Origin of the sequence: Agarivorans sp. OAG1 (assembly GCF_037076485.1) — a bacterium.
GTDB lineage: Bacteria > Pseudomonadota > Gammaproteobacteria > Enterobacterales > Celerinatantimonadaceae > Agarivorans > Agarivorans albus.
On sequence record NZ_AP028990.1, the window covers coordinates 2,543,914 to 2,564,970 of the forward strand.

General features: G+C 44.4%; 15 protein-coding genes. 6 read left to right on the forward strand and 9 right to left on the reverse strand.

What is annotated here, in order from left to right; translation table 11 throughout:
* The first annotated feature begins 56 nt into the window (after positions 1 to 56).
* Positions 57 to 4,076: a carbohydrate-binding protein gene (locus OAG1_RS11620; protein ID WP_338621396.1), complete on the forward strand. Its 4,020-nt coding sequence runs from the start codon at positions 57 to 59 to the stop codon at positions 4,074 to 4,076.
* A 153-nt stretch (positions 4,077 to 4,229) separates the two neighbouring features.
* On the forward strand, positions 4,230 to 7,337 hold the full coding sequence (locus OAG1_RS11625) for an RICIN domain-containing protein (protein WP_338621397.1): 3,108 nt from the start codon (positions 4,230 to 4,232) through the stop codon (positions 7,335 to 7,337).
* 54 nt (positions 7,338 to 7,391) lie between these two features.
* Here OAG1_RS11625 and OAG1_RS11630 read toward each other — a convergent pair whose 3' ends face one another.
* Positions 7,392 to 7,712 carry a DUF1330 domain-containing protein gene (locus OAG1_RS11630; protein ID WP_338621398.1) on the reverse strand — a complete coding sequence of 107 codons (321 nt, stop codon included), beginning with the start codon at positions 7,710 to 7,712 and terminating at the stop codon, positions 7,392 to 7,394.
* A 187-nt stretch (positions 7,713 to 7,899) separates the two neighbouring features.
* Between OAG1_RS11630 and OAG1_RS11635 the strand changes: the two genes are divergently transcribed.
* Positions 7,900 to 9,105 (forward strand): MFS transporter, encoded by a 1,206-nt coding sequence (locus OAG1_RS11635; protein WP_338621399.1) that lies wholly within the window; start codon positions 7,900 to 7,902, stop codon positions 9,103 to 9,105.
* A gap of 137 nt (positions 9,106 to 9,242) precedes the next feature.
* A complete protein-coding gene (locus tag OAG1_RS11640) occupies positions 9,243 to 10,379 on the forward strand; it encodes a carcinine hydrolase/isopenicillin-N N-acyltransferase family protein (protein ID WP_338621400.1) in 1,137 nt (378 codons plus the stop codon).
* Positions 10,380 to 10,442: 63 nt separating this feature from the next.
* Here OAG1_RS11640 and OAG1_RS11645 read toward each other — a convergent pair whose 3' ends face one another.
* From OAG1_RS11645 to OAG1_RS11655, 3 genes are all read right to left on the reverse strand, one after another.
* A complete protein-coding gene (locus OAG1_RS11645) occupies positions 10,443 to 10,826 on the reverse strand; it encodes a VOC family protein (RefSeq protein WP_338621401.1) in 384 nt (127 codons plus the stop codon).
* Positions 10,827 to 10,971: 145 nt separating this feature from the next.
* Complete coding sequence (locus OAG1_RS11650; protein ID WP_221077008.1) at positions 10,972 to 11,460, reverse strand: YcxB family protein; 489 nt, start codon at positions 11,458 to 11,460, stop codon at positions 10,972 to 10,974.
* 138 nt (positions 11,461 to 11,598) lie between these two features.
* On the reverse strand, positions 11,599 to 11,937 hold the full coding sequence (locus tag OAG1_RS11655; RefSeq protein ID WP_338621402.1) for a thioredoxin family protein: 339 nt from the start codon (positions 11,935 to 11,937) through the stop codon (positions 11,599 to 11,601).
* A 228-nt stretch (positions 11,938 to 12,165) separates the two neighbouring features.
* Here OAG1_RS11655 and OAG1_RS11660 point away from each other — a divergent pair, with 228 nt between their 5' ends.
* A complete protein-coding gene (locus OAG1_RS11660; protein ID WP_338621403.1) occupies positions 12,166 to 13,263 on the forward strand; it encodes an efflux RND transporter periplasmic adaptor subunit in 1,098 nt (365 codons plus the stop codon).
* Positions 13,263 to 16,370, forward strand: a complete 3,108-nt coding sequence (locus tag OAG1_RS11665; protein WP_338621404.1) for an efflux RND transporter permease subunit — start codon at positions 13,263 to 13,265, stop codon at positions 16,368 to 16,370. The genes OAG1_RS11660 and OAG1_RS11665 overlap by 1 nt, the downstream gene beginning before the upstream one ends.
* Before the next feature lie 121 nt (positions 16,371 to 16,491).
* On the opposite strand, the gene OAG1_RS11670 is transcribed toward OAG1_RS11665, so the two are convergent.
* From OAG1_RS11670 to atzF, 5 genes are all read right to left on the reverse strand, one after another.
* On the reverse strand, positions 16,492 to 16,857 hold the full coding sequence (locus OAG1_RS11670) for a DUF2200 domain-containing protein (protein ID WP_338621405.1): 366 nt from the start codon (positions 16,855 to 16,857) through the stop codon (positions 16,492 to 16,494).
* Between the two features lie 44 nt (positions 16,858 to 16,901).
* Positions 16,902 to 17,498 (reverse strand): 2-hydroxychromene-2-carboxylate isomerase, encoded by a 597-nt coding sequence (locus OAG1_RS11675; RefSeq protein ID WP_338621406.1) that lies wholly within the window; start codon positions 17,496 to 17,498, stop codon positions 16,902 to 16,904.
* 209 nt (positions 17,499 to 17,707) lie between these two features.
* Complete coding sequence (locus OAG1_RS11680; protein ID WP_338621407.1) at positions 17,708 to 18,061, reverse strand: tRNA-binding protein; 354 nt, start codon at positions 18,059 to 18,061, stop codon at positions 17,708 to 17,710.
* A 431-nt stretch (positions 18,062 to 18,492) separates the two neighbouring features.
* Complete coding sequence (locus tag OAG1_RS11685) at positions 18,493 to 18,984, reverse strand: ankyrin repeat domain-containing protein (protein WP_338621408.1); 492 nt, start codon at positions 18,982 to 18,984, stop codon at positions 18,493 to 18,495.
* A gap of 251 nt (positions 18,985 to 19,235) precedes the next feature.
* On the reverse strand, positions 19,236 to 21,056 hold the full coding sequence (gene atzF / locus OAG1_RS11690) for an allophanate hydrolase (RefSeq protein ID WP_338621409.1): 1,821 nt from the start codon (positions 21,054 to 21,056) through the stop codon (positions 19,236 to 19,238).
* Between the last annotated feature and the right edge of the window lies 1 nt (position 21,057).

Genomic DNA, 21,057 nt, shown 5'->3' on the forward strand with positions numbered 1-21,057 from the left:
TAATCGAGAAGTAACAAACGCAAATAAATAACTAGGATATAAACATAGGAAGTTTTATGACTATCAAGGCAAAGAAAATGGCTCCGCTCTGCTTTGCTGTCAGTTCAATACTGAGCATAGGTGTATGTTCAGCAGCAGCTGGCGAAGCAATACGAGTAGAGGCCGAAGATTTCGTGATGATTGGCGGAACCTTCGATGACGGCCAAATTGCAGCAGTAAGCACATATACAGTAAATGGTGCGACTGCAATAAACTTTGTAAACAAAGGCGACTACCTAGACTATCAGGTAAATATCGCTGAAGCCGGTACCTACAACATCGAATACTTAATTGGCACCGATATAGCAAACGGTGCAGAAATTGAAGTATTAGTAAAAAATGGTGCCGCTTGGGTTTCTCAAGGAAGAACGACAGTGCCAGCAGCTGGCTGGGACAATTTTCAATTACTCGCCCCTACTCATACGGTAGAGCTACCTAGTGGCCAGGTGGATATTCGAATTGCTGCCTCTGGCGCCAATGACTGGCAATGGAACTTAGACTACTTCACGCTGCAAAAAGTTGCCGATGAACCGGTAGATCCTGAACCGCCAGTGGTGTTGCCACCAGCAGCACTGATTACCCAAGCCACCAGCTTTACTGGTAGTGGTGGTGCTTTTGCCGATGGTCAACCTTCTCCTGTAAGTACTTATACCGCTAATGGTGTAAGTGCGATTAATTACATTAACAAGGGCGACTACGTAGATTACGACCTAAACATTGCAGAGTCTGGTGATTACAGCATTGAATACTTAATTGCTACGGCGCTTGATGCAGGTGTAGAAATTGAAGTATTGCTAAATACTGGTAACGGTTGGGCGTCTGTAGGTAAGTCTTCGGTAGCTGCAGGTGGCTGGGACAATTTCCAGTCTCTCAAACCAAGTTATTTATTGTCGATTCCTAGTGGTTCAGTGCAATTGCGCTTAAATGCTTCAGGGACCAATGACTGGCAGTGGAACCTAGCCAGCTTCGCCTTATTACGTGAAGGTGATTATACGGAGCCAACTGACCCTACAGACCCAACTGATCCTACAGACCCAACCGATCCTACGGACCCAACTGATCCTACGGACCCAACTGATCCTACGGACCCAACCGATCCGCCTGTAGTGATACCACCAGGCAATGGCACCGACCCTGTTGAAGTAGAAGGCAGCTTTACCTTAGAAGCAGAAAACTACCAAGCAGTAGGTGGCGAAGTAGGTATTTATGATATCGATAACGGTAAGGCTGTTAATTACTTTAACTCTGGTGATTACTTAGAGTTTTACGTCAAACTTGAAACCGGTGGTTTATACGACGCCAGTTACCGAGTTGCCACAGGCACTTTAAGTGATACAGCGGTAGGCCTAATGCTTACTGATCACAATGGCCAATTAGCAGTTAAAAATGTAACAACCGTTAATAGTGTTGGCGGCGACTGGGACGTGTTCTACACCCAACCAGGCAATGGTAGATTCAACATCTTTAGTGGCACTAACACTATCCGCATTTACGGCGCTGGTTCAGCTGACTTTCAGTTCAACATCGATAGCATTAGCTTTAGCCGAGTAGGCAATGTTGACCTAGCTATCGACGGTGACAATGACGGTGTTCCCGACGTAGATGACCTTTGTGCTAGCAGCCCTAGTGACGAAGTTGCAGATGCAAACGGTTGTACGCCATCACAAAAAGACAGCGACGAAGACGGCATCAATGATCGCATAGATCAATGCCCTAACACACCACCAGGCGCCTTTGTAGATGACATTGGCTGTACTAGCACTGGCGGTGACGACGATGATTTTGATGGAGTACCAAACACCATTGATCAATGTCCAAACACGCCATTTGGTCAAAATGTAACACCAACAGGTTGTCCCGTAGCAGCCAGTGATGCCGACGAAGATGGCGTAGCCGACAGTGTAGATATTTGCCCCAATACACCTATCGACGAGTTTGCTAACGCAGAAGGTTGCTCAAGTTCGCAACTAAGCAACGGCGAAACTGTATCAGTAAGTGTAAACGCCAATATCATGCATGAAGTGAACGGTGTATCTGACTTTGGCCGTAGCCGCCATATGACAATGCACAGTACCATCTTTGAGCAAGATTGGAATGGCCACAGCGACCGTTTGAACTACATCCTAAATACGCTAGACGTATACATGGGCCGTGACAACGGAACAGCAACTTGGCGCTTCAAAGAAACGGCTCAAGATCCAAATGTAGCTAATACACCTGATATGGACTGGATGGTTAATCGCGGTAAAGTACTGCGCGAAGATTACGCTAACAACGAGTTCTACAAGCGTTTCTCGCCAGAAAAAACTGAGTTAATTGCTGGTACTAACCCGCACCCTACCTACCCCACCTTAAGCTGGTACGACAACGGTATGACATCTACCGGTTGGCAGCCAAAAACTATTGAGACCTCAGCTAAATGGATGGGTCATTACCTAGCCAACTACTACGCTAACTCTCAAAACGGAAACGTTGGTGAGCCAATGCCTAAGTTCTGGGAAGTAATTAACGAACCCGACATGTTGATGAAAACCGGGCAGTTCATGGTTACTAACCAAGAAGACATTTGGCGTTACCACTCTTTGGTTGCTCAAGAAATTAGACAAGCACTGGGTGACGAAGCACCGATGATTGGCGGTATGACCTGGGGTCAACACGACTTCTATCGTCGTGATGGTATCTCTCGCCACCAAGACGACTACCTATGTGCTTGGGTAGACGAAGAAGCCTGTGCAATGTTCACCGAAGCAATGCAAACCACAGTAGACGATACTCGCGAAAGCGATTGGTATCAGTGGGATGTTATGTGGCGTGGCTTTATGGAAGAAGCGGGTGCAGATATGGACTTCTACGCTGTACATATCTACGACTGGCCAAGTAAAGACCTAAATGGACAAGCAGGTACGGTTCGCCGTGGCGGCCATGTGCAAGCCATGTTAGACATGATGGAGTGGTCTGACGTTAACCTTGGTGGTTTAGAAAACCGTAAGCCAATTGTTATGTCTGAGTACGGCGCTGTACAAGGTGCTTGGGACGAACTTCCTCACGAAGAACGTTACGACATCGAGAACTTAAAAGCCTTTAACGGCATGTTAATGCAGTTCTTACAACGTCCAGACTACGTGATTAAGTCTATGCCGTTTACGCCAGCTAAACCATTGTGGGGCTACAAGCCTGCGGGTTGTGGTTACGATGCAACAGTTAACTGTACTGCACCTTACCACTACTCAATGATGATGGAGTCTGAGCTAAACAATGGTGATTGGCAGTGGTCTTCTTACATTAAGTTCTTTGAACTTTGGGCAGACGTAGATGGAACACGTGTTGACGCTCACTCAAGCGATCCTGATGTTCAAGTTAATGCTTATGTAGACGGAAAAGAGTTGTTTGTAATCATCAACAACCTAGAAGATTACGACACTACCGTTAACCTAAACGTTGCAGGTTTAACTGGCCTAAATGTTAGCAATGTTGAACTACGTCAAATGTACTTTGACGGTGTAGAGCATACCAAGCTTGAACGCCGCCATAAGAAACAGCTTCCTTCTAGCTTAACCTTAGCAGCTGATGGAACCGCAGTTCTACGCTACACCTTAAGCAACAACGTTGCCGTTAACCAAAAAGTAACTGAACACAAATACTTTGGCGAAAGTGTTAGTGGCGGCTCGGTACCACATCGCATAAGCGTAAATGGTGGTGCTAAAACCGTTAAGGTTAACAACCTTGTAGTACCTAATGGCGCTGCAGAAGCAATGCTACGTTTAACTGTAGCCTTGTTCCCAGACCAAGATGATAAAGAAGGCGGATTGCTTACTATTAACTCACTAACGGTTAATGGTAACGACGTAACTACACCTATCGATTGGCGCGGCCCAGCTAAGTACTCTTCTGACCGTTACTTTGCAACGTTAGAAATTCCTGTACCGGTAGAGTACCTCTCTACCAACAACACCGTAAATGTTGACTTCAAACATAACGGTGAGCTAACGGTTGCCAGCATAGTGGTTTGGGACTTCTCCGCCCCGCCACAACGCTAATGCCTTAGCAAGTTCTTGGCCCTAGCACCAAGACCGTAAGCAAAAGCGCCACTTCCCCTGAGTGGCGCTTTTTTTAAATCGTTATTTACACAGCCAAAGTACTTATTTCTCTTTATTAGATTAGCGCTTACAATAAAAATATAAGGATATCTCATGAACGCTTTACGCCTAAACAGCTGCAATTCCGCACTCGTTAAACTGGGTTATACTAGTTTGCTGGCACTTAGCCTAAGTATGCCATTAGCCCACGCGTGGCAATGGGGTGACGCCACCGATAATGCCACCTACCAAAACTTAAAGTCTCAGGCACAAACTGCTCGAAATCAGCTTATTCAAACCATTGCCCAAGCAGAGCAACAAGGCCACAACACCGACTATGCCAACGTGTCTAAGGCGGTAGTCGATCTGTTCCTAAAATACGCTGAGTTTGACCGACAAAATCCACAAATCATTCAAGCCAAAGTAGATGCCATATGGTGGAACGAATATATACCGAGTAACTACTCGCAAAATATTCCCTTTGAAGAACTAAAAGACAGCATTACCGTTGCAGAGCGTGCCGTACAAGAACTGCAAGCTCAGATGAATGGCAGTTTAGTATTGCAAGCACCTACTGACTTTAGCAGCGGGCCCGTTAAGCTTAGTGGCGATAAATTTACCATTAACAACCAAGTTGTTTATCCCAGTAGCTTTAATTGGTTACCTAGCGAGAACAACTACATCGATGCTTTTGGCAGAATTGGCGGTGACTATTACCCAGTATCAGAACTTAAAGAAAGTGGCGGTTTACATAACTGGGCAGTAAACAGTGCTGTAGAAAGCTTACAGTCGCAAAATGCTAAATACATGGATCCTAAGGTATTTTTCCTTGGATACAATACGAGCGCTTGGCAGAAAGAAGCCGCACCAGAAGCTTTTGAAACCGGCCGCTATTTTGTTCCCTTTGATATCGACAACAGCAGTATTCGCAGTTGGTACCAACAACTCATGCAGCACTATATTCCTGCAACTAAGGGACATGCTGGTGAAGGCGAAAGAATCCACTTACTGGCTAACGAACCACATTTTGCAACACGCGAAGGCGGTTGGTATGCAGACAAGGGGGTATCAAATAGCACTAAACAAAAATACCAAAACTGGTTACAACAGCAATACAACAGTATTAGCGATTTAAACCAAGCATACGGCACCCAGTATAGTAGTTTTGCCCAAGCCAAAGATGGCCTAACTATCCCTATTGCCAAGTCATTACAAGGTGGACCCATTTGGTATGACTGGTGCAAATTCAACATGGCACGTGTTACCGAATGGTTTAGCTTTTTAAAACGCAACGTTCAACAACACGATCCACAAGCCAAAGTAACCATTAAATTGTTGGGTTGGATTATGAGCTCTGAGTGGCGAGATCACGGCATCGATATTGAAGCATTGGCTAAGTTACAAGATGTCATGGGATCTGACTTTAGTATGGGCCCTCGCGATTTAGTCAACTTTAGAAATAAGGAGTTTGAATTTAGAGAGCGTTACAGCATCGAATGGGTAGAACAGTCGAGAGGCTTAGATTTCTACCGTAGCATTGCGCCTAACAAGCCCTTTTACGACTCCGAATGGCATGGTTTATCTGCCGAATGGCAACACTTTGATATGGACCCAAACTACGTGCGCGCAGGCCTGTGGTTAGGCCATACCCACGGTATGAAAATGAACACTGCTTGGGTGTGGGGACGTAAAGAAAACGGAGATCCTAGTACCGTAAACTCGATTTTTGTTTCAGAGCCAACCACGCAACCTCTGGTAATGGATGCCTACGGCCGTGCCATGAAAGAACTAAATGCCCACGCCGAAAGCTTCAGCCATTTAGTCGATTACGATACCACCTTCCGCATTTTTTATTCCGAAGATTCTGCCATTCAAGATAGCGGCTACATTAATAAACTCACTAAAGTCTATGAAGCGCTAAAAATGCTGAATGTAGACGTCGGGTTTATTACTGCTTCAGAGCTAAATAACTTAAGCAGCGATAAGGTGGTAGTTGTCCCTCCTACTCCCTACCTAAGCTATTGGGCCTACAAAGCATTGCAGGATCATGCAGCAAAGAAAATATTGGTAAATCGTCAAGACTCCTTTGTTAAAAACCAACATGGTAAACCACGCAATCAGCCCCAAATGCCTTCTTACGCCGACATAACTTTAGGCGGTGTATTTGATATGGCCGACGAGTTGGCAAGCAATGTAAAATCTTTAGCCACACCTCGTAAGGTAGACTTTCAAATTACAGATATGCAAAACCAAGCGGCTTATGGTGTGTTTGTTAGGCAGTTTACCGACGACAGTGGCGATACCACCCTATCCATAATTAACGTAAGTAAAGACAAGCGTAAACTCAGTTTAGATTTACCCCACCAAGTAAAAGACCTAATCACCGGCAAAATGCATGCTCAACAATTTGAGCTAGAGCCCTACAACGTATATCTAGTAAAAACCAGTCAGCAAGCTAACACCGAAAACAGCCTAAGTGGCATCACTGTGCCTTCTACAATAGATGCCGGACAGCAAGTCTCAGTTGCAGTTAATTACTCCGCTACCAACTCCCAAGACTTACAACTACATTTAGTAAGTCGCACCACCTGGAAAACCGTTGCCAAGCAGCAAAAAGTGGTTCATTCCGCCAGCAATCAAGACACCTGGTTTGGCTTTGAAGTACCCGGCGATCTGCCCAGCGGCGATTACGAGTTTAGAGCGATGTTAATTCCAGAAGGTGAAACATGGCGTGAAGCTCACGACATTATTAACCATCGCATCGTGGTAAATGCCAAGCAAAACGGCAATGCGGTTCCGGCAAGTTGGACCAACCTCGAACTCGCCCACAGCGGTCGCTGTTTCGAACTTGCCAATGGCAACACTGCAAATGGCGCGACCTATCACCAATGGGATTGTAATACTGGCAACCTAAATCAACGTTTTAAATTTATTCCAGCAGATGATGGTTGGTACCTTATTCAGTCGCAACGCAGCGAAAAGTGTGTTGATTTAAACAATGGCTCCACGGCCGATGGTGCGACGGTTCACCAATGGTCGTGCATGCCCAATAATCAGAATCAACATTGGAAGATTAACCCCAAAGACAATGGTAATTTTGAGTTAATCGCAAGGAAAAGTGATAAATGCCTAGACGCAGAAGGCAAATCAACCGCTAATGGAACTCGTCTATTACAGTGGGCTTGTTACAACGGCGACAATCAACAGTTCACTTTCAAGTAGGTACTAAAAATATAAAGCTCGCATAAGCTACGAGCTTTATACGTTTACATAAGTCTAATCAGCTTTATGGTAGGCAGAGATAATCGTTGTGCTTGCTACAGAACTAACAAAATACTGATCTTTAACTTGTTGATAAATAGGGTCGGCAAAAAAACTGTCCTTGTTTTCTTCGCTACTAAAGTTAATGGTGAAAACGCGATTAATGTTACTTTGTTCAAGCGAATCTTGCTGCTCGGTCTTGAGCACCTCCGACACTTTAAAGTCATAAACAAAGTGGCCCTGATAATCAGCCAATATTGGCTTCATTGCAGCTCGATACTCTGCGTACTTAGCATCATCTATTACTTGCAAACCCACTAATATTTCGTAAGACATACACCTCTCCAAGGCTTAGCTGAAACCAGCAATCTAATCTATTAATCTGTTATCTACTCTACACCCAGCTTTTGGCAATCGCCAAGCTTAAGCGCCAACAAAACTTTGCTATTTCGTAAGCCACAAATATGTAATACAAATTCGCTAATTTGATGTAAAATCAAGTTTTATCTTAGTAGTATTCAAGATGCCTCGCTTATCACCCGTTACACTGCTCACGCTGTTAGGCGTGTTTTTAGTGGCCCTTAATTTAAGAGCACCGTTTACCAGCTTAGCCCCAGTGCTAGAGCAAATTATGGAAAGCCTTTCACTGTCTGCTGCTCAGGCGGGGTTTGTTACTGCGCTTCCGTTAATATCCTTGGCAGTTTTTTCATCTTTAGCGCCTAAACTGGCGCAAAACCTTGGCTTAGAAAAAGCCTTGGTAATTTCGCTATTTTGCGTGGCGCTTGGTGTCGCAGTTCGCTCGATGGGTTTAGTTTCGCCCTTATATTTGGGCACTGTAGTAATGGGCGCAGGCATCGCTTTTGGTAATGTACTGTTGCCAGCGGTAGTTAAAAAGTTTTTCCCAGAGCGTATTTCTGAGGTTTCATCGCTGTACATTTTTGTAATGGGTGTGGGTTCAACCTTGGCAGCTAGTGTGATGGTGCCTCTGTCGCAACAAGCGCCAGAACAGCTATTTGGTTGGCAATTTGCGCTAGCCTTTAACCTTATCTTTCCCTTAGCCGCCCTATTATTCTGGCTACCAAAACTTACAACTAAATCGAGACAGCAGCACCAAGCAGAGCAACATAGCGAGTCTGTGTCCATTACTTCACTGCTGCGTTTACCGGTAGCTTGGTTTGTTACCTTAGCGCTTGGCATCAACTCTTTTACCTTTTACGCCTTTGCTGGATGGTTGCCTAAAATACTGAACGATGTTGGCTACAGCGAATTAGATGCAGGTTATATATATGGATTTTTGCAGTTTTCTACCATGGTGCCAGGCCTGGTGTTGATGCCCATTCTGGCCAAGCTGAGAAACCATACTTTGCTAATAACACTGTGTGCATCTAGCGTAGTATTTAGTTTGCTGGGGATGATATTAGCACCCGGTTTAGCCATATTATGGGTAGGATTATTTGGCCTAAGCAACTGCGCTACGTTTATTGTAGTGCTAAGTTTTATTGGCCATAAAACAACAAATACTCAACAAGCTGCTGCGCTGTCGGGCATGTCGCAAAGCTTTGGTTATGCGTTAGCGGCAACCGGTCCTTCGCTTATAGGTATTATCCATACCTCAACAGGGACTTGGAGCTTACCACTCTTAATCATTGCTCTGTTTGGCGTGGCTTGTACTGTATTCTGTGCGCTAGCGGCAAAAGGTAAGCGACTACGGGTAAATGAGCGTAACTAGTCGACGCTAAATTTTCCAAGATATTCAATTCATGGCTTTCCAAATATTGGAATACTGGCACTTTATCGTTACAAACTTTAGAAACAGCAGTTGATAATCTGATCTCACCAAACATTCTTAACCACTTGGTGCGAACTATGAAAAAATCTATATTAACTGTTGTTACACTTGCGTTGCTCTCAACGCATGCTTTAGCCGACATGAAAGCTGGCGATAAGTTAGATTATTACCAACCACAACGAGCAGCCCACCAAAACGGCGCAGAGCTTATCGATTTAAGCGGCCAAAGCGCAGAAGCCTTAGCACAAACACTTGCTAAGTTTGATCGCCTAACGCCGGATGCCGAAGTACTCACGCTAGCTAAAAATGCAGTATCAAACAACCAAGCAATAGCCCCTAAATATGCCGCTATGATGGAACGCCAAGCAGAGATTCGAGGAGTAGAAGTACACGAGCTATATGCCGCAGCATTGCAAATGGACTGGTCAGTAAACAAGTCCATTATGCAGGCCAACACTAAGCAAACTCTTTCTGACGCAGCCACTAAAATGCGCGGTTGCACAACACTTGCTTTTGCAGATACCGGCATTGTTGCGCAAAACAATGACCTAGGGATCGACCACTTACTTAACTACCCTACCCGTGTGATCAAGACCGACGATACTATCTTTATACCCACCGACGGGAGTCATTTTCAAGGAATGGGTAAACACGTTGGTGTGGTGCTAAATATTATGGGCGAGCCTAGCGGCACCACTGCAGATATAAACACCAAAAATATTGTAACCATAGATGCTGTGTTTGCAGCGATTACTTCATCTACCAGTGTTGAAGATGCCTTTAACAAACTTAAGCATTACACCACACCAGTAGCCATGAACTTTACCGTTGCTGATGATTCTGGCGACCATGGCGCTATAGAAATGTCGGTAGATGCTACTGTTCTAGTACGTGGAGACGGTGGCATTGGCCACGCTAACCACAATGCAAAAATGAAACAAACAATGCTTGAAACCATGAGCATGACAGAGGCAAACGAAACCTTTGTCGATAGCTTTGCTCGCGAACAAGCAGCGCAAAACTTCGTAGACTTTAGTAAAGAAAAAACAGTGCAAGGGATGAAATACATTCTTAAGCAAAAACCAATCAACATTACCCTTTACGACAAAGATTTTGTCACTGTTGAATCAATGATTTTTGATACTAAGCAAGGCTGTGCTTATGTGTCGGGCGATAACCCGCTATTTAGCGAATACACTAAAGTATGTTTTTAACCCAGCCTAAACAAAAAACCAGCGGCCAAAGTCGCTGGTTTTTATTTCGTTAAGTGCATAATGCTAATCGAGCATAAAATGGGTTGCGCATATCTTATTGCCGTCGGGATCACGCAAATAAGCCATATAAAGTTTTCGTGGCGCTTTACCTCTTATGCCTGGTGGCTCTTCGATTGCAGTACCACCATTGGCAAGCCCCACCGCGTGCCACGTATCCACCATCTCTGGGTTGCTAGCTAAAAATCCCACTGTCATCCCATTACCATTAGTGGCGTCTTCACCATTAATTGGCTTAGTTAAGCCCAACACTCCCGATGCAGTGGCATACATACAGCGACCTTTAGCATCCATCACACCTTCGTTATACCCAAGCACTTGCATAATCTGGTCATAAAATGCTTTTGAACGTGCTAAATCGTTAGTACCAATCATTACGTGGCTAAACATACTTTGCCCTTTAGTTTATAAAACAAACTGCAATCAGCTTAAAATTCCAAGCAACCAAGATATAGAATGATCTTGCTGTTTACTCTCTATTATTCGCAAACCGCTACTAAATCACTCAACTAAAACTAACTACCTGCACAAACAACTAGTCTTCTTCAACCGCTTTAAACTTCACAATTATTTCTGCCACCAGCTCTTCTGGAAACAAAGACTTCGACAAATATTGTCGACCGCCTGTTTTAGCCACCAAAATAATGCCAAGCTCGGTTTCAATTACCGTCTCTACATTGTCCCAAGCTAGGCTGGTTTTAGTGTAAGGGTTTTGTGTCTCTATACCTTCATTGTTAATGCTAAGTTTTATCTCACTATTAGCGCTGCGCCCCCACATTTGTCTGGTTAGCCACCACGCTCGTTTAAAGCGAATATGAATTAACTCTAATACCGCCAAACCAATTAGCATACTACCCGCTACTTTGGGTTGTTCGGTAAACATCAACAGTGCTAAGCCTACTAATAGCAGCAAGGCAGGAAACCACTTCTTTATAGCGGACTTCTTTTCAAAGGGCGATGTTTGATCAAAACATTCGGCGAGGTATTGGCGTGACAGCGTAAACTGCGTTTTAAAAGCTTGCATAACAACACTTAATAATTGGGAGGAGGATTAACACCAAGGCTACTATTGGCCTTTCGGGTGTTGGCTTATCAAAATAGCCTGGCTAAAAAATTAGCTTGAGCATTTTACTTAAGTTAACTGTAAAGCTGTAGTAAAAGCTTAGTTTTCTAGTGCTGCGAATAGCGCTTGTACATCGCTGACAGCAACCGGTCTAACTACTCGTGCCACTTCCTTACCCGATTCAAGCAGTATAAGTGTTGGCCAAAGCTTAACCAGAAATGCTCGCCCTAAGCGCTTACCTTTGCCATCAAACACCTTGATGTGTGGTAAATCTTTAGAAGATAACACCGACTCAACAGCGCTGGCAGCGGCTTTACAATGGCCACACCAAGGCGCACCAAACTCTAATACTGCATATCCACTTAATGCTGCTAAATCCTCGCTGCTAGGCGCCTCTTCTTGGTACTCTGGGTTAAAACCCATCTTGCTTGCTTGCATCGTTGTTCCTCCAAATCGCTTAAGCTTACTCACTAGTTAAAGCTCACATAGCCACGTAAAAATCTACATTACATCAACACTAAAGCATAAATAGATAAGCCGCGCTCATTACACAGCACATAGAAAGGCAAACCAAGGCAAACCTTTGCATATCTTTACATTAGTTTACCTAAACAGAAACCTAAACAACGTAAAATAGCTATTCATTTTTAAGCTCGATGGACTCCCATGTACTTACGTTATGTTTTACCGCCAGTTCTCATTATTTGCATGATCGCTCTAATAGTGATCAATCAGCAGTCTACAAATGGCAACCCAGCGCGTAGCCTTGCCCCCACTTTGGTAACAACAGAGCAAGTGCAACAACATAGCCTAGCTCAAAACCTGAGCTTAATTGGCACCCTAGATGCCGAACAGTCGGTGGCTATTGCTGCAGAAGTCAGCGGCAAGATTAATCAAATCAATGTGCGCTCTAATCAACGAGTTCAAGCAGGCGACGTATTAGTTAAGCTAAACGATTTAAAAGCCAGTGCAGCATTGGCCGAAGCAAAAGCCTACTTGGCCGACGAGCAACGCAAACTGTATGAATTTGAACAACTGCTAAAACGTAAGGCGGTTTCACAAACCAGTTTTGACGCCCAACTGGCCAGCGTAACTATTGCCAAAGCACGATTACAATCAGCGCAATCAGAATTTGATGATCACACCCTTACCGCGCCTTTTACTGGGGTTACCGGATTAATCAATATCAGTAACGGTGAACTGATTAACGCAAATCAATCGCTACTCAGCTTAGACAACCTATCAAGCCTACAACTCGACTTAAATGTGCCCGATCAGTATTTGTCTCTATTATCCAAAGGCATGCCTATACAAGCCACAACCCCCGCTTGGCCGCAGCAGATCTTTGAAGGCACCATCGACGCCATAGACCCACGAGTCGACAGCAATACCCTTAACCTCACTGTGCGAGTTAACTTCGACAACACCAGTAAACAATTAAAACCTGGCATGATGATGCGTGCTAAGCTCACCCTGCCAGCAGCCACTCAAGCAATGATCCCTGTGCAGGCTATTGAATACTCTGGCACCAAACGGTTTGTGTATGTGGTAGGAGAAAACAATATTGCTCATCGCACCGAAGTTCAGCTAGGTGCGCGTATTAATAACTACGTACTAATCGACCAAGGTTTAGCATTAAATGACAACATCGTAGTACAAGGCCTGGTGAATATTCGCGACGGCGCTCGTATTAAGCAAGTAGACACCAAAGTCGCTAAGTCGAAACAACTCGCCGATGAAAAAGCCACTCAGGAGCCAATTTAATGCTGCTGTCTGACATTTCGGTAAAACGCCCTGTTGTTGCCATTGTATTAAGCTTGTTGCTGTGTGTTTTTGGTATTGCTTCGTTTAGCCAATTGGCTGTGCGAGAAATGCCAGATGTAGAAAACCCAGTTGTTACCATAAGCACCCGTTACGAAGGCGTGTCTGCCACCATTATCGACAGCCAAATAACCTCGGTAATTGAAGACCAATTATCGGGCATTAGTGGCATTGATCAAATTGATTCTGTGTCCCGAAATGGTATGTCGCGGGTAACCGTAACCTTTTTACTGGGTTGGCCCTTAACCGAGGGTGTGAGCGATGTACGAGACGCCGTTGAGCGAGCGAAGCGTAGTTTGCCAGATGATATTACTGATCCAGTGGTGTCTAAAGATAACGGCAGCGGCGAAGCTTCTATCTATATCAACCTAAACTCTAATAAGATGGATCGCACCGAGCTAACCGACTACGCAGAGCGCGTATTGGTAGATCGTTTTAATCTTATTAGTGGAGTAAGCTCGGTAGAACTTACCGGTGCATTGTACAAAGTAATGTATGTAAAACTCGACCCCACCTTAATGGCCGGTCGACAAGTCACTCCTAGCGACATTGTTACTGCATTAAAAAGCGAAAACCTCGAGCTACCCGGCGGTGAAATAAGAAACGATACCACGGTAATGTCGGTACGCACCGAGCGACTCTATGCCGAGCCTGAAGATTTTGACTACCTGCGAATTCGAACCAGTGAAGATGGCACTCACGTTTATCTAAAAGATGTCGCCAGCGTATTTGTTGGTGCCGAAAACGAAAACTCCACCTTTAAAAGTGATGGCATCTTAAACCTAAGCCTAGGCATTGTAACGCAATTAGATGCTAACCCACTTAATGTAGCCACTAAGGTTGCAAACGAGGTTGAGCGTTTACAACGTTTCGTACCCGAGGGCACCGAGCTAAAAGTAGATTACGATGCCACAGTGTTCATCGACCAAGCCATCGACGAGGTTTACCAAACCTTAATGATCACCGGTGGCTTGGTAGTGTTAGTGCTATATATTTTCCTAGGCCAAGCACGAGTAACCATTATTCCGGCGATTACCGTACCGGTATCGCTAATTGCCACCTTTATCGCCGCACAAAGCTTTGGCTTTTCCATCAACCTAATCACTTTAATGGCGCTTATTCTTGCCATTGGTTTAGTGGTGGATGATGCAATTGTGGTAGTAGAGAATATTTACCACCACATCGAGCAAGGCACCCCGCCCTTGCTAGCAGCTTATCGCGGTACCCGTGAAGTTGGTTTTGCCGTTATTGCTACCACTCTGGTTTTGGTTATGGTGTTTTTGCCGATTGCCTACATGGACGGCATGGTAGGTAAAATGTTTACCGAGTTTTCGGTATTGCTATCGGTAGCCGTTATTTTCTCTTCGTTTATTGCACTAACTCTTACCCCCGTGCTCAGCAGTAAACTGTTGCGTCACAATGCTAAACCTAGCCGTATAAGCAAAATGATGGATGCAGCATTCACAAAACTGATCCCTGCTTATCAAGCTCTGTTAAACAAGATTATTGCTACTCGCACTGCGGGGCCTACCGCCATTGTATTGTGTGTGCTTGGCAGTGTTGCGTTTATGCAAGCTATCCCCTCGCAACTTGCGCCGGTTGAAGACAGAGGTGTGGTATTCATCATGATCAAGGGAGCAGAAGGTACCAGTTACGATCGTATGACCACCAACATGGACCAAGTAGAGCAGCAAATTATGCCCTTGGTTGGCAATGGCGTGATTAAGTCATTCAACATGCAAACGCCAGCATTTGGTGGCCGCGCCGGCGACAACACCGCCTTTATCATCGTTCAACTAGAAGACTGGGCAGAACGCGAACAAAACGCTGGTGACGTAGTTAACCTACTGCGTAAAACACTGTCTAATATTGCCGACATTTCTATTCGACCCATGCAGCCAGGCTTTAGAGGAAAATCAAACGACCCTATTCAATTTGTATTGGCGGGTTCAAGCTTTGAAGAGCTAAACCATTGGGGCCAAGTAGTTATGCAAGCCGCTGAAGCACACCCTGCGATTAGTACGGTAGATATTAACTATTCTGAAAAAACCCCAGAGCTTATTGTAAAAATTGACCGCCAACGCGCCGCTGAATTAGGCGTAAGTGTTAGCGACATTTCCGACACATTAGAGGTAATGTTAGGAGGCCGCAGCGAAACAACCTTTGTAGACCGAGGCGAAGAATACGACGTTTACCTGCGCGGAGGCGAAGAAGGCTTTAACAGCGCCAGCGATTTAAGCAAAATTTACCTACGCGCAGCAAATGGTAGTTTGGTAACGCTAGATAGCGTAACCCAGCTAGAAGAAATAGCCTCTGCCAGCCGACTAAGCCGCTTAGACAAACAGCGAGCAGTGACTGTTTCGGGTACGCTTAATCAAGGTCATACTCTGGGCGAAGCACTAGACTACCTAGAACAGTTCGCCATTGAGCAACTGCCTAGCGACATATCTATTGCCTACAGCGGAGAATCTAAAGACTACAAAGAAAATCAAAGTAGTACCTTTATTATTTTCTGCTTAGCCATATTAGTTGCCTATTTAGTGCTTGCCGCCCAATTTGAAAGCTTTATCAACCCTATGGTGGTAATGCTTACCGTACCGATGGGAATATTTGGTGGCTTAGCAGGTATGTACTTAATGGGTGAAAGCCTCAATATTTACAGCCAAATTGCCATGATCATGCTCATAGGCATGGTAACCAAAAATGGCATTCTCATTGTTGAGTACGCCAACCAACTTCGTGACCGAGGCATTGAGTTTAACCAAGCAATTGTGCAAGCAGCATCAAGGCGCTTACGCCCAATTACCATGACAGCCTTTACTACGGTAGCCGGTGCAATCCCTTTAATTGTCTCTACTGGAGCGGGAGCAGAAAGCCGTATCTCAGTAGGTACGGTGGTGTTGTTCGGAATGGCCTTTGCCTCGATTGTAAGCTTACTGGTGATACCGGCAATGTATCAGCTACTAGCACGCTCAACTCATTCTCCAGGCCATGTTGGCGAGCAACTTAATCAGCAAATCGCTGCCGACAAACAAGCCACTAAGGCTTAAGGCTTAAACCCTAAAGCCTAGAACCAAGAAACTAAAAGGCCAAAGCAAACCTTGCTTTGGCCTTTTAGTCACCACGCTTTCAGCTTCTTTAAAAGCATTTTTAGCTTGTTATCTGTTTGGCTTAAGCACCTCTAAAGATCTTTTTCAATTCATGCCCTTTTGCAAGTTCATCAACTAACTTATCAAGGTAGCGAACTTGTTGAGTAATAGGGTTTTCAATTTCTTCCACTTTATAACCACAAATCTTTCCGGTTATTAACTTAGCGTTTGGGTTAATAGTGGCATCAGCGAAGAACTCTTTGAATGAGGCAGAGCCATTAATATGCTTTTGAAGAACAGCCTCGCTATATCCAGTAAGCCAGCAAATAGCCTGATTAAGTTCGTTACTTGTACGCGCTTTCTTCTCAACCTTGGTAAGGTAAAGAGGATAGATTTTTGAAAAGACCATGTTGGCTATTTGCTCGTCTTGCTCTTGTGTAGATTTCATTTTTAACCTTGTAATTTCACCCAAAGTAACGGAAAGCTTAAGCCTTAGATATTGGCCTCAACTGCCCACTTTATCGCTCTTTCTAAGCGGTCATTTCCCCAAAAAAGCTCGCTACCGACATAAAAAGAAGGCGCACCAAAAATTCCACGCGAAATCGCCTGTTCGGTTTGTTCTCTCAGCATTAACTTAGCCTCTGCAGTCACCGCTTCCCTCATCACTAAGGAAACATCTACTCCAACAGCATCAAGACAAGATTCGATTACGCTTGGAGATGAGATATCTTGGTTATGCTCAAAATTAGCAGAGTAAACTAACCTTACGAATTTGGGGATCCAAGGTGCATCAAAAAACCTAGTTGTAACGCGGGCTGCTAGCAAACCATTTTGCGGGAATGTTTTGGGGCGGCTAAACGGAAGATTGGAATCACTACAAATTCTCGCCATATCTTTCCACATGTATTCACCTTTAGCGGGATAGACATTAAAAGGTGAATCATTCATATCCTGCTTATTGAAGATTACCCCCAACAGAAAAGGCCGCCACACAATACTTACATTGTTATCGGCCGCCAGAGACTCAATACGCATTGCCGCAGGATAGGAGTATGTACTAGCGTAATCAAACCAAAACTCAATGTTCACTGAGCATTCCTCTAAGAGGCTAATGCCTTGTTATGCCGATGACTTAAGCGAATACTATTTATTGTTTTCTTTATCCGACAGATACTTAGTAATCAATTGAGGAATATGTAGCCCAGTCTTGCGAACAAGATACCAATCTATAGCAGCCAGAATAACCAAACCTATTATCATGCCCATTTTTCAATCCCCCATGTACATTGTTATGTGCGTTACCCTGCTCTAGCGCCATTAGGCATTTCTGTTTCTGGACAGGCAAGACAGGGTTGTAGCTTATCATCATAGCCAATGTCGAACAGCATACCTTGAGATACTTCACCTGCCATTTTTCTTTCGGGTAGATTCACCACGAACAAAGCTTGCTTACCCTCAATCTCGTTTGGGTCTTCGCGTTCTTGTTTTATACCTGCCAATATCGAACGCTTATGGTCACCAAAATCGACTGTTAACTTCATGAGTTTGTCTGATTTGGCTACTTCTGACACTTTTTCGATTAAACCCACTCGAATATCTATTTTAGAGAAATCATCAAATGTAATTTCGTCTTTAATTGGGGCATGTTTCATTCTTCTATCCTCAAATTTCCCACTAGCATGGAGGCGGCCCTTACATGGTTTGTTAAGTGCCAGACTATTCAACAATGAATAAATACACCAAAACTATTAAACTTAAAGCAGCCATGGCATAGGTACAATACTTCAGAAATTTTGGCTGATGATGCTTAAGCGCCAAAGATAAGCATGCCGCAACAAACCAAGTTGGTACTGAATACAACGATACCAAAGAAACCCCAACCATCAATTCACCATTTGCGCGTTTACTTGCAGCATTAATATACTCAACGTAGAAACTTACCCCGTAGAACAACAGAATTAACCCTATAGCCGTGACCGCAATAAAAACTGCCCCTAAAGTAAATGGAGTGGCGCCCGCTTTGCGGGTCTTTTGCAAAGCGGATGACGCACTATTTTGTCTGCAACCTACGTGCGTAGTCGATTCACCACTTCAACCCCTTAACTTTGATAAGTTTCGCGGACTGACTTTCTTTGTCTAAAAGTACTTCGTATGATACTTGTGAGAAATAACCCTGCAATGACTCTTCGGGGTTGACGTGATTTAGTAGCAGCTCCACCACTTTATACTCATTGTTTGTAGCTGCTTCACTCAATGCAGCATCACCTTCCGATGTTTTAATTCTGGGGTCGGCACCCTGATTAAGTAAAAATTCACACAGATCATAATATCCTAAGCTTGCTGCGTCAGATAATGGTGTGTTGCCAAACTCATTGGTCGTATTTATTTCAGCGCCCTTTTCAAGCAGCCAAGAAACTTCTTCTTGGCGATCCTCTACTGCCAGATAATGCAATACTGTCTCTCCGATTCCATTCTTAGCATTAATGATCTCTGGGTCCTCTGCTAAAAGCTTCTCGGCGAGAGGTCTATCCTGTACAACTAGACCAATAAGGGATTCAAATTTTTCCTTGCTCATTGCAAACTCACTCGCCTAACAACTTATTAAAAGGAAAAACTCCTTGATTAAACAATGAATTTTTCTTTTTATCACACATTTATTGCAATGAAGGTTATCAATAAACCCTACTTAATTCAGCAAACTAGCCAACACATTGATAAAAAACTTATGAAGAAAGTATGCAAGCAGTTGGGGAAAGAGGGAAAGTAAAAAACACTGGGTGAATACCCAGTGCTTTTTTGTTGGTTGAGCGTTTTAACTGCTGCTAATTACAAGCTAGCCATGTACGCTCGCCAGCCGCCAAATTCGCTAACATCTTTGGCTGTGGTCGTTGCGTAGCCTTCGCAGATAAAGCTATTTACCCAGCTTCCATCAGCTAACTCAATTTTGCCTAAACCTAGAGGGTGCGGAATGCCTAGCAAAAAACTGCCAAGGTGTTGTTTGGGTAAGCGCCATACTTCTACTTCTATCGCTACGCCATGTTCCTCATCACGAATCATACCGGGGCGCGCTGGTGGCCCACCAGCCAAGGCATATAACTTGTAGGCGCTGGCGCTTTGAGTAGCGTTAACTAATTGCCCTGCTCGCTCGGTAAGCTGAAAGTTAAGGGGTAAACCTGACAAGTGAGCACCACACACTGCTAGGTCCATGTAATCATCCTCTATGCTTTCTGGGGTTTGCAGTGCCGGTAACGCTTGTTTGCTTGCACCTAAGTTAAAGCCATTATCTTGTTGGACAAGCGCAGCCATGCTGAGGATCTTTCTGTCGCAATAAGCATCGCTAAACAGGGTAATACCAAAGCTTTGAGTATTTCCTTGCTTGTTTTGGTAGAAACCGGCAGGTACCGATATCGCGCTGTAGTCCAGCAAGTTCATAAAGTTGGTGTAGTAGCCCATATTTGAGTTAAGTTGAATAGGATCATCTTGTAATTGGGCAATGCTATAACTACTGCCCGCTGTTGGGGTAACAATTGCATCTACTTGTTTAACTAGCTTGTCACAGACCACTTTATAGGCTTGCAGTTGATAAAAGGCCTTAAAGGCATCTACCGCATTGTGTTTTGTAGCGCCGCCAATAATGGTTTGAATAACTGGTAAACATTGGCTTGGATCTTTTTCAAAAAATTCTTGAATAGCAGCATAACGCTCGGCCACCCATGGGCCTTCGTAAAGTAATTTAGCGGCTGCTAAGAATGGTTCAAAATCAATTTCTACTAACTCTGCGCCTAAGCGCTGTAGCTGTTTGAGGCTTTGCCCAAACAACTTTTCTGTTTCTTGGTTATCGAAAAACGCTAGGTTGCTTGCTTTGGGCACACCAATTTTAAGTGAAGTTAACTCCTGCAAAGGCTGATAATACTGGCGTTGATTAGCTTGTTGGTTGGGCCTTGCGTAGCAATCATCGGCGTCGTACTGGCCAGCTACGTCCAGCAGCAAGTTTAAATCATCACTGGTATGGGCGAACAAGGTGACACAATCGAGGCTTTTACAAGCCGGCACTACACCGCTGCAACTAAGCAAACCTTTGGTGGCTTTTAAGCCAAGAATATTATTGAGCGCTGCGGGCACTCGGCCAGAGCCTGCGGTATCGGTACCCAAAGAGAAACATACTTGGCCCAACGCAACACTTACCGCACTGCCTGAGCTAGAGCCACCAGAAATCATGCTTGGATCAAAGCTGTTTTTAACTGCTCCCCAAGGGCTGCGAGTACCCACTAAACCTGTAGCAAACTGGTCTAAGTTAGTTTTACCCAAAGGCACCGCACCAGCTGCAATAAGTTGTTTCACCACAAAGGCGCTGTCACTGGGTTGGTAGCTGTATTCCTTACAGCCTGCGGTAGTTGGCAAGGCTGCTAGATCAATATTGTCTTTAATCGCAAACGGCACGCCATATAAAGGTAACTCGGCAATATCTTGCTGCTCTAGCGCGGCCAAATAGTCGGCTAATTGTTGCTCACTTATGGTAGATATCCAGCAGTTGTTAATGTCGCTTTTCACTGCTGCTAACTGCTGCTCCAAATATTGCTTAGCGCTAAACTGTTTGCTTAGGTAAGCTTCGCGCAACTGCGAAATAGTGTAGGTACTTGTTGTCATG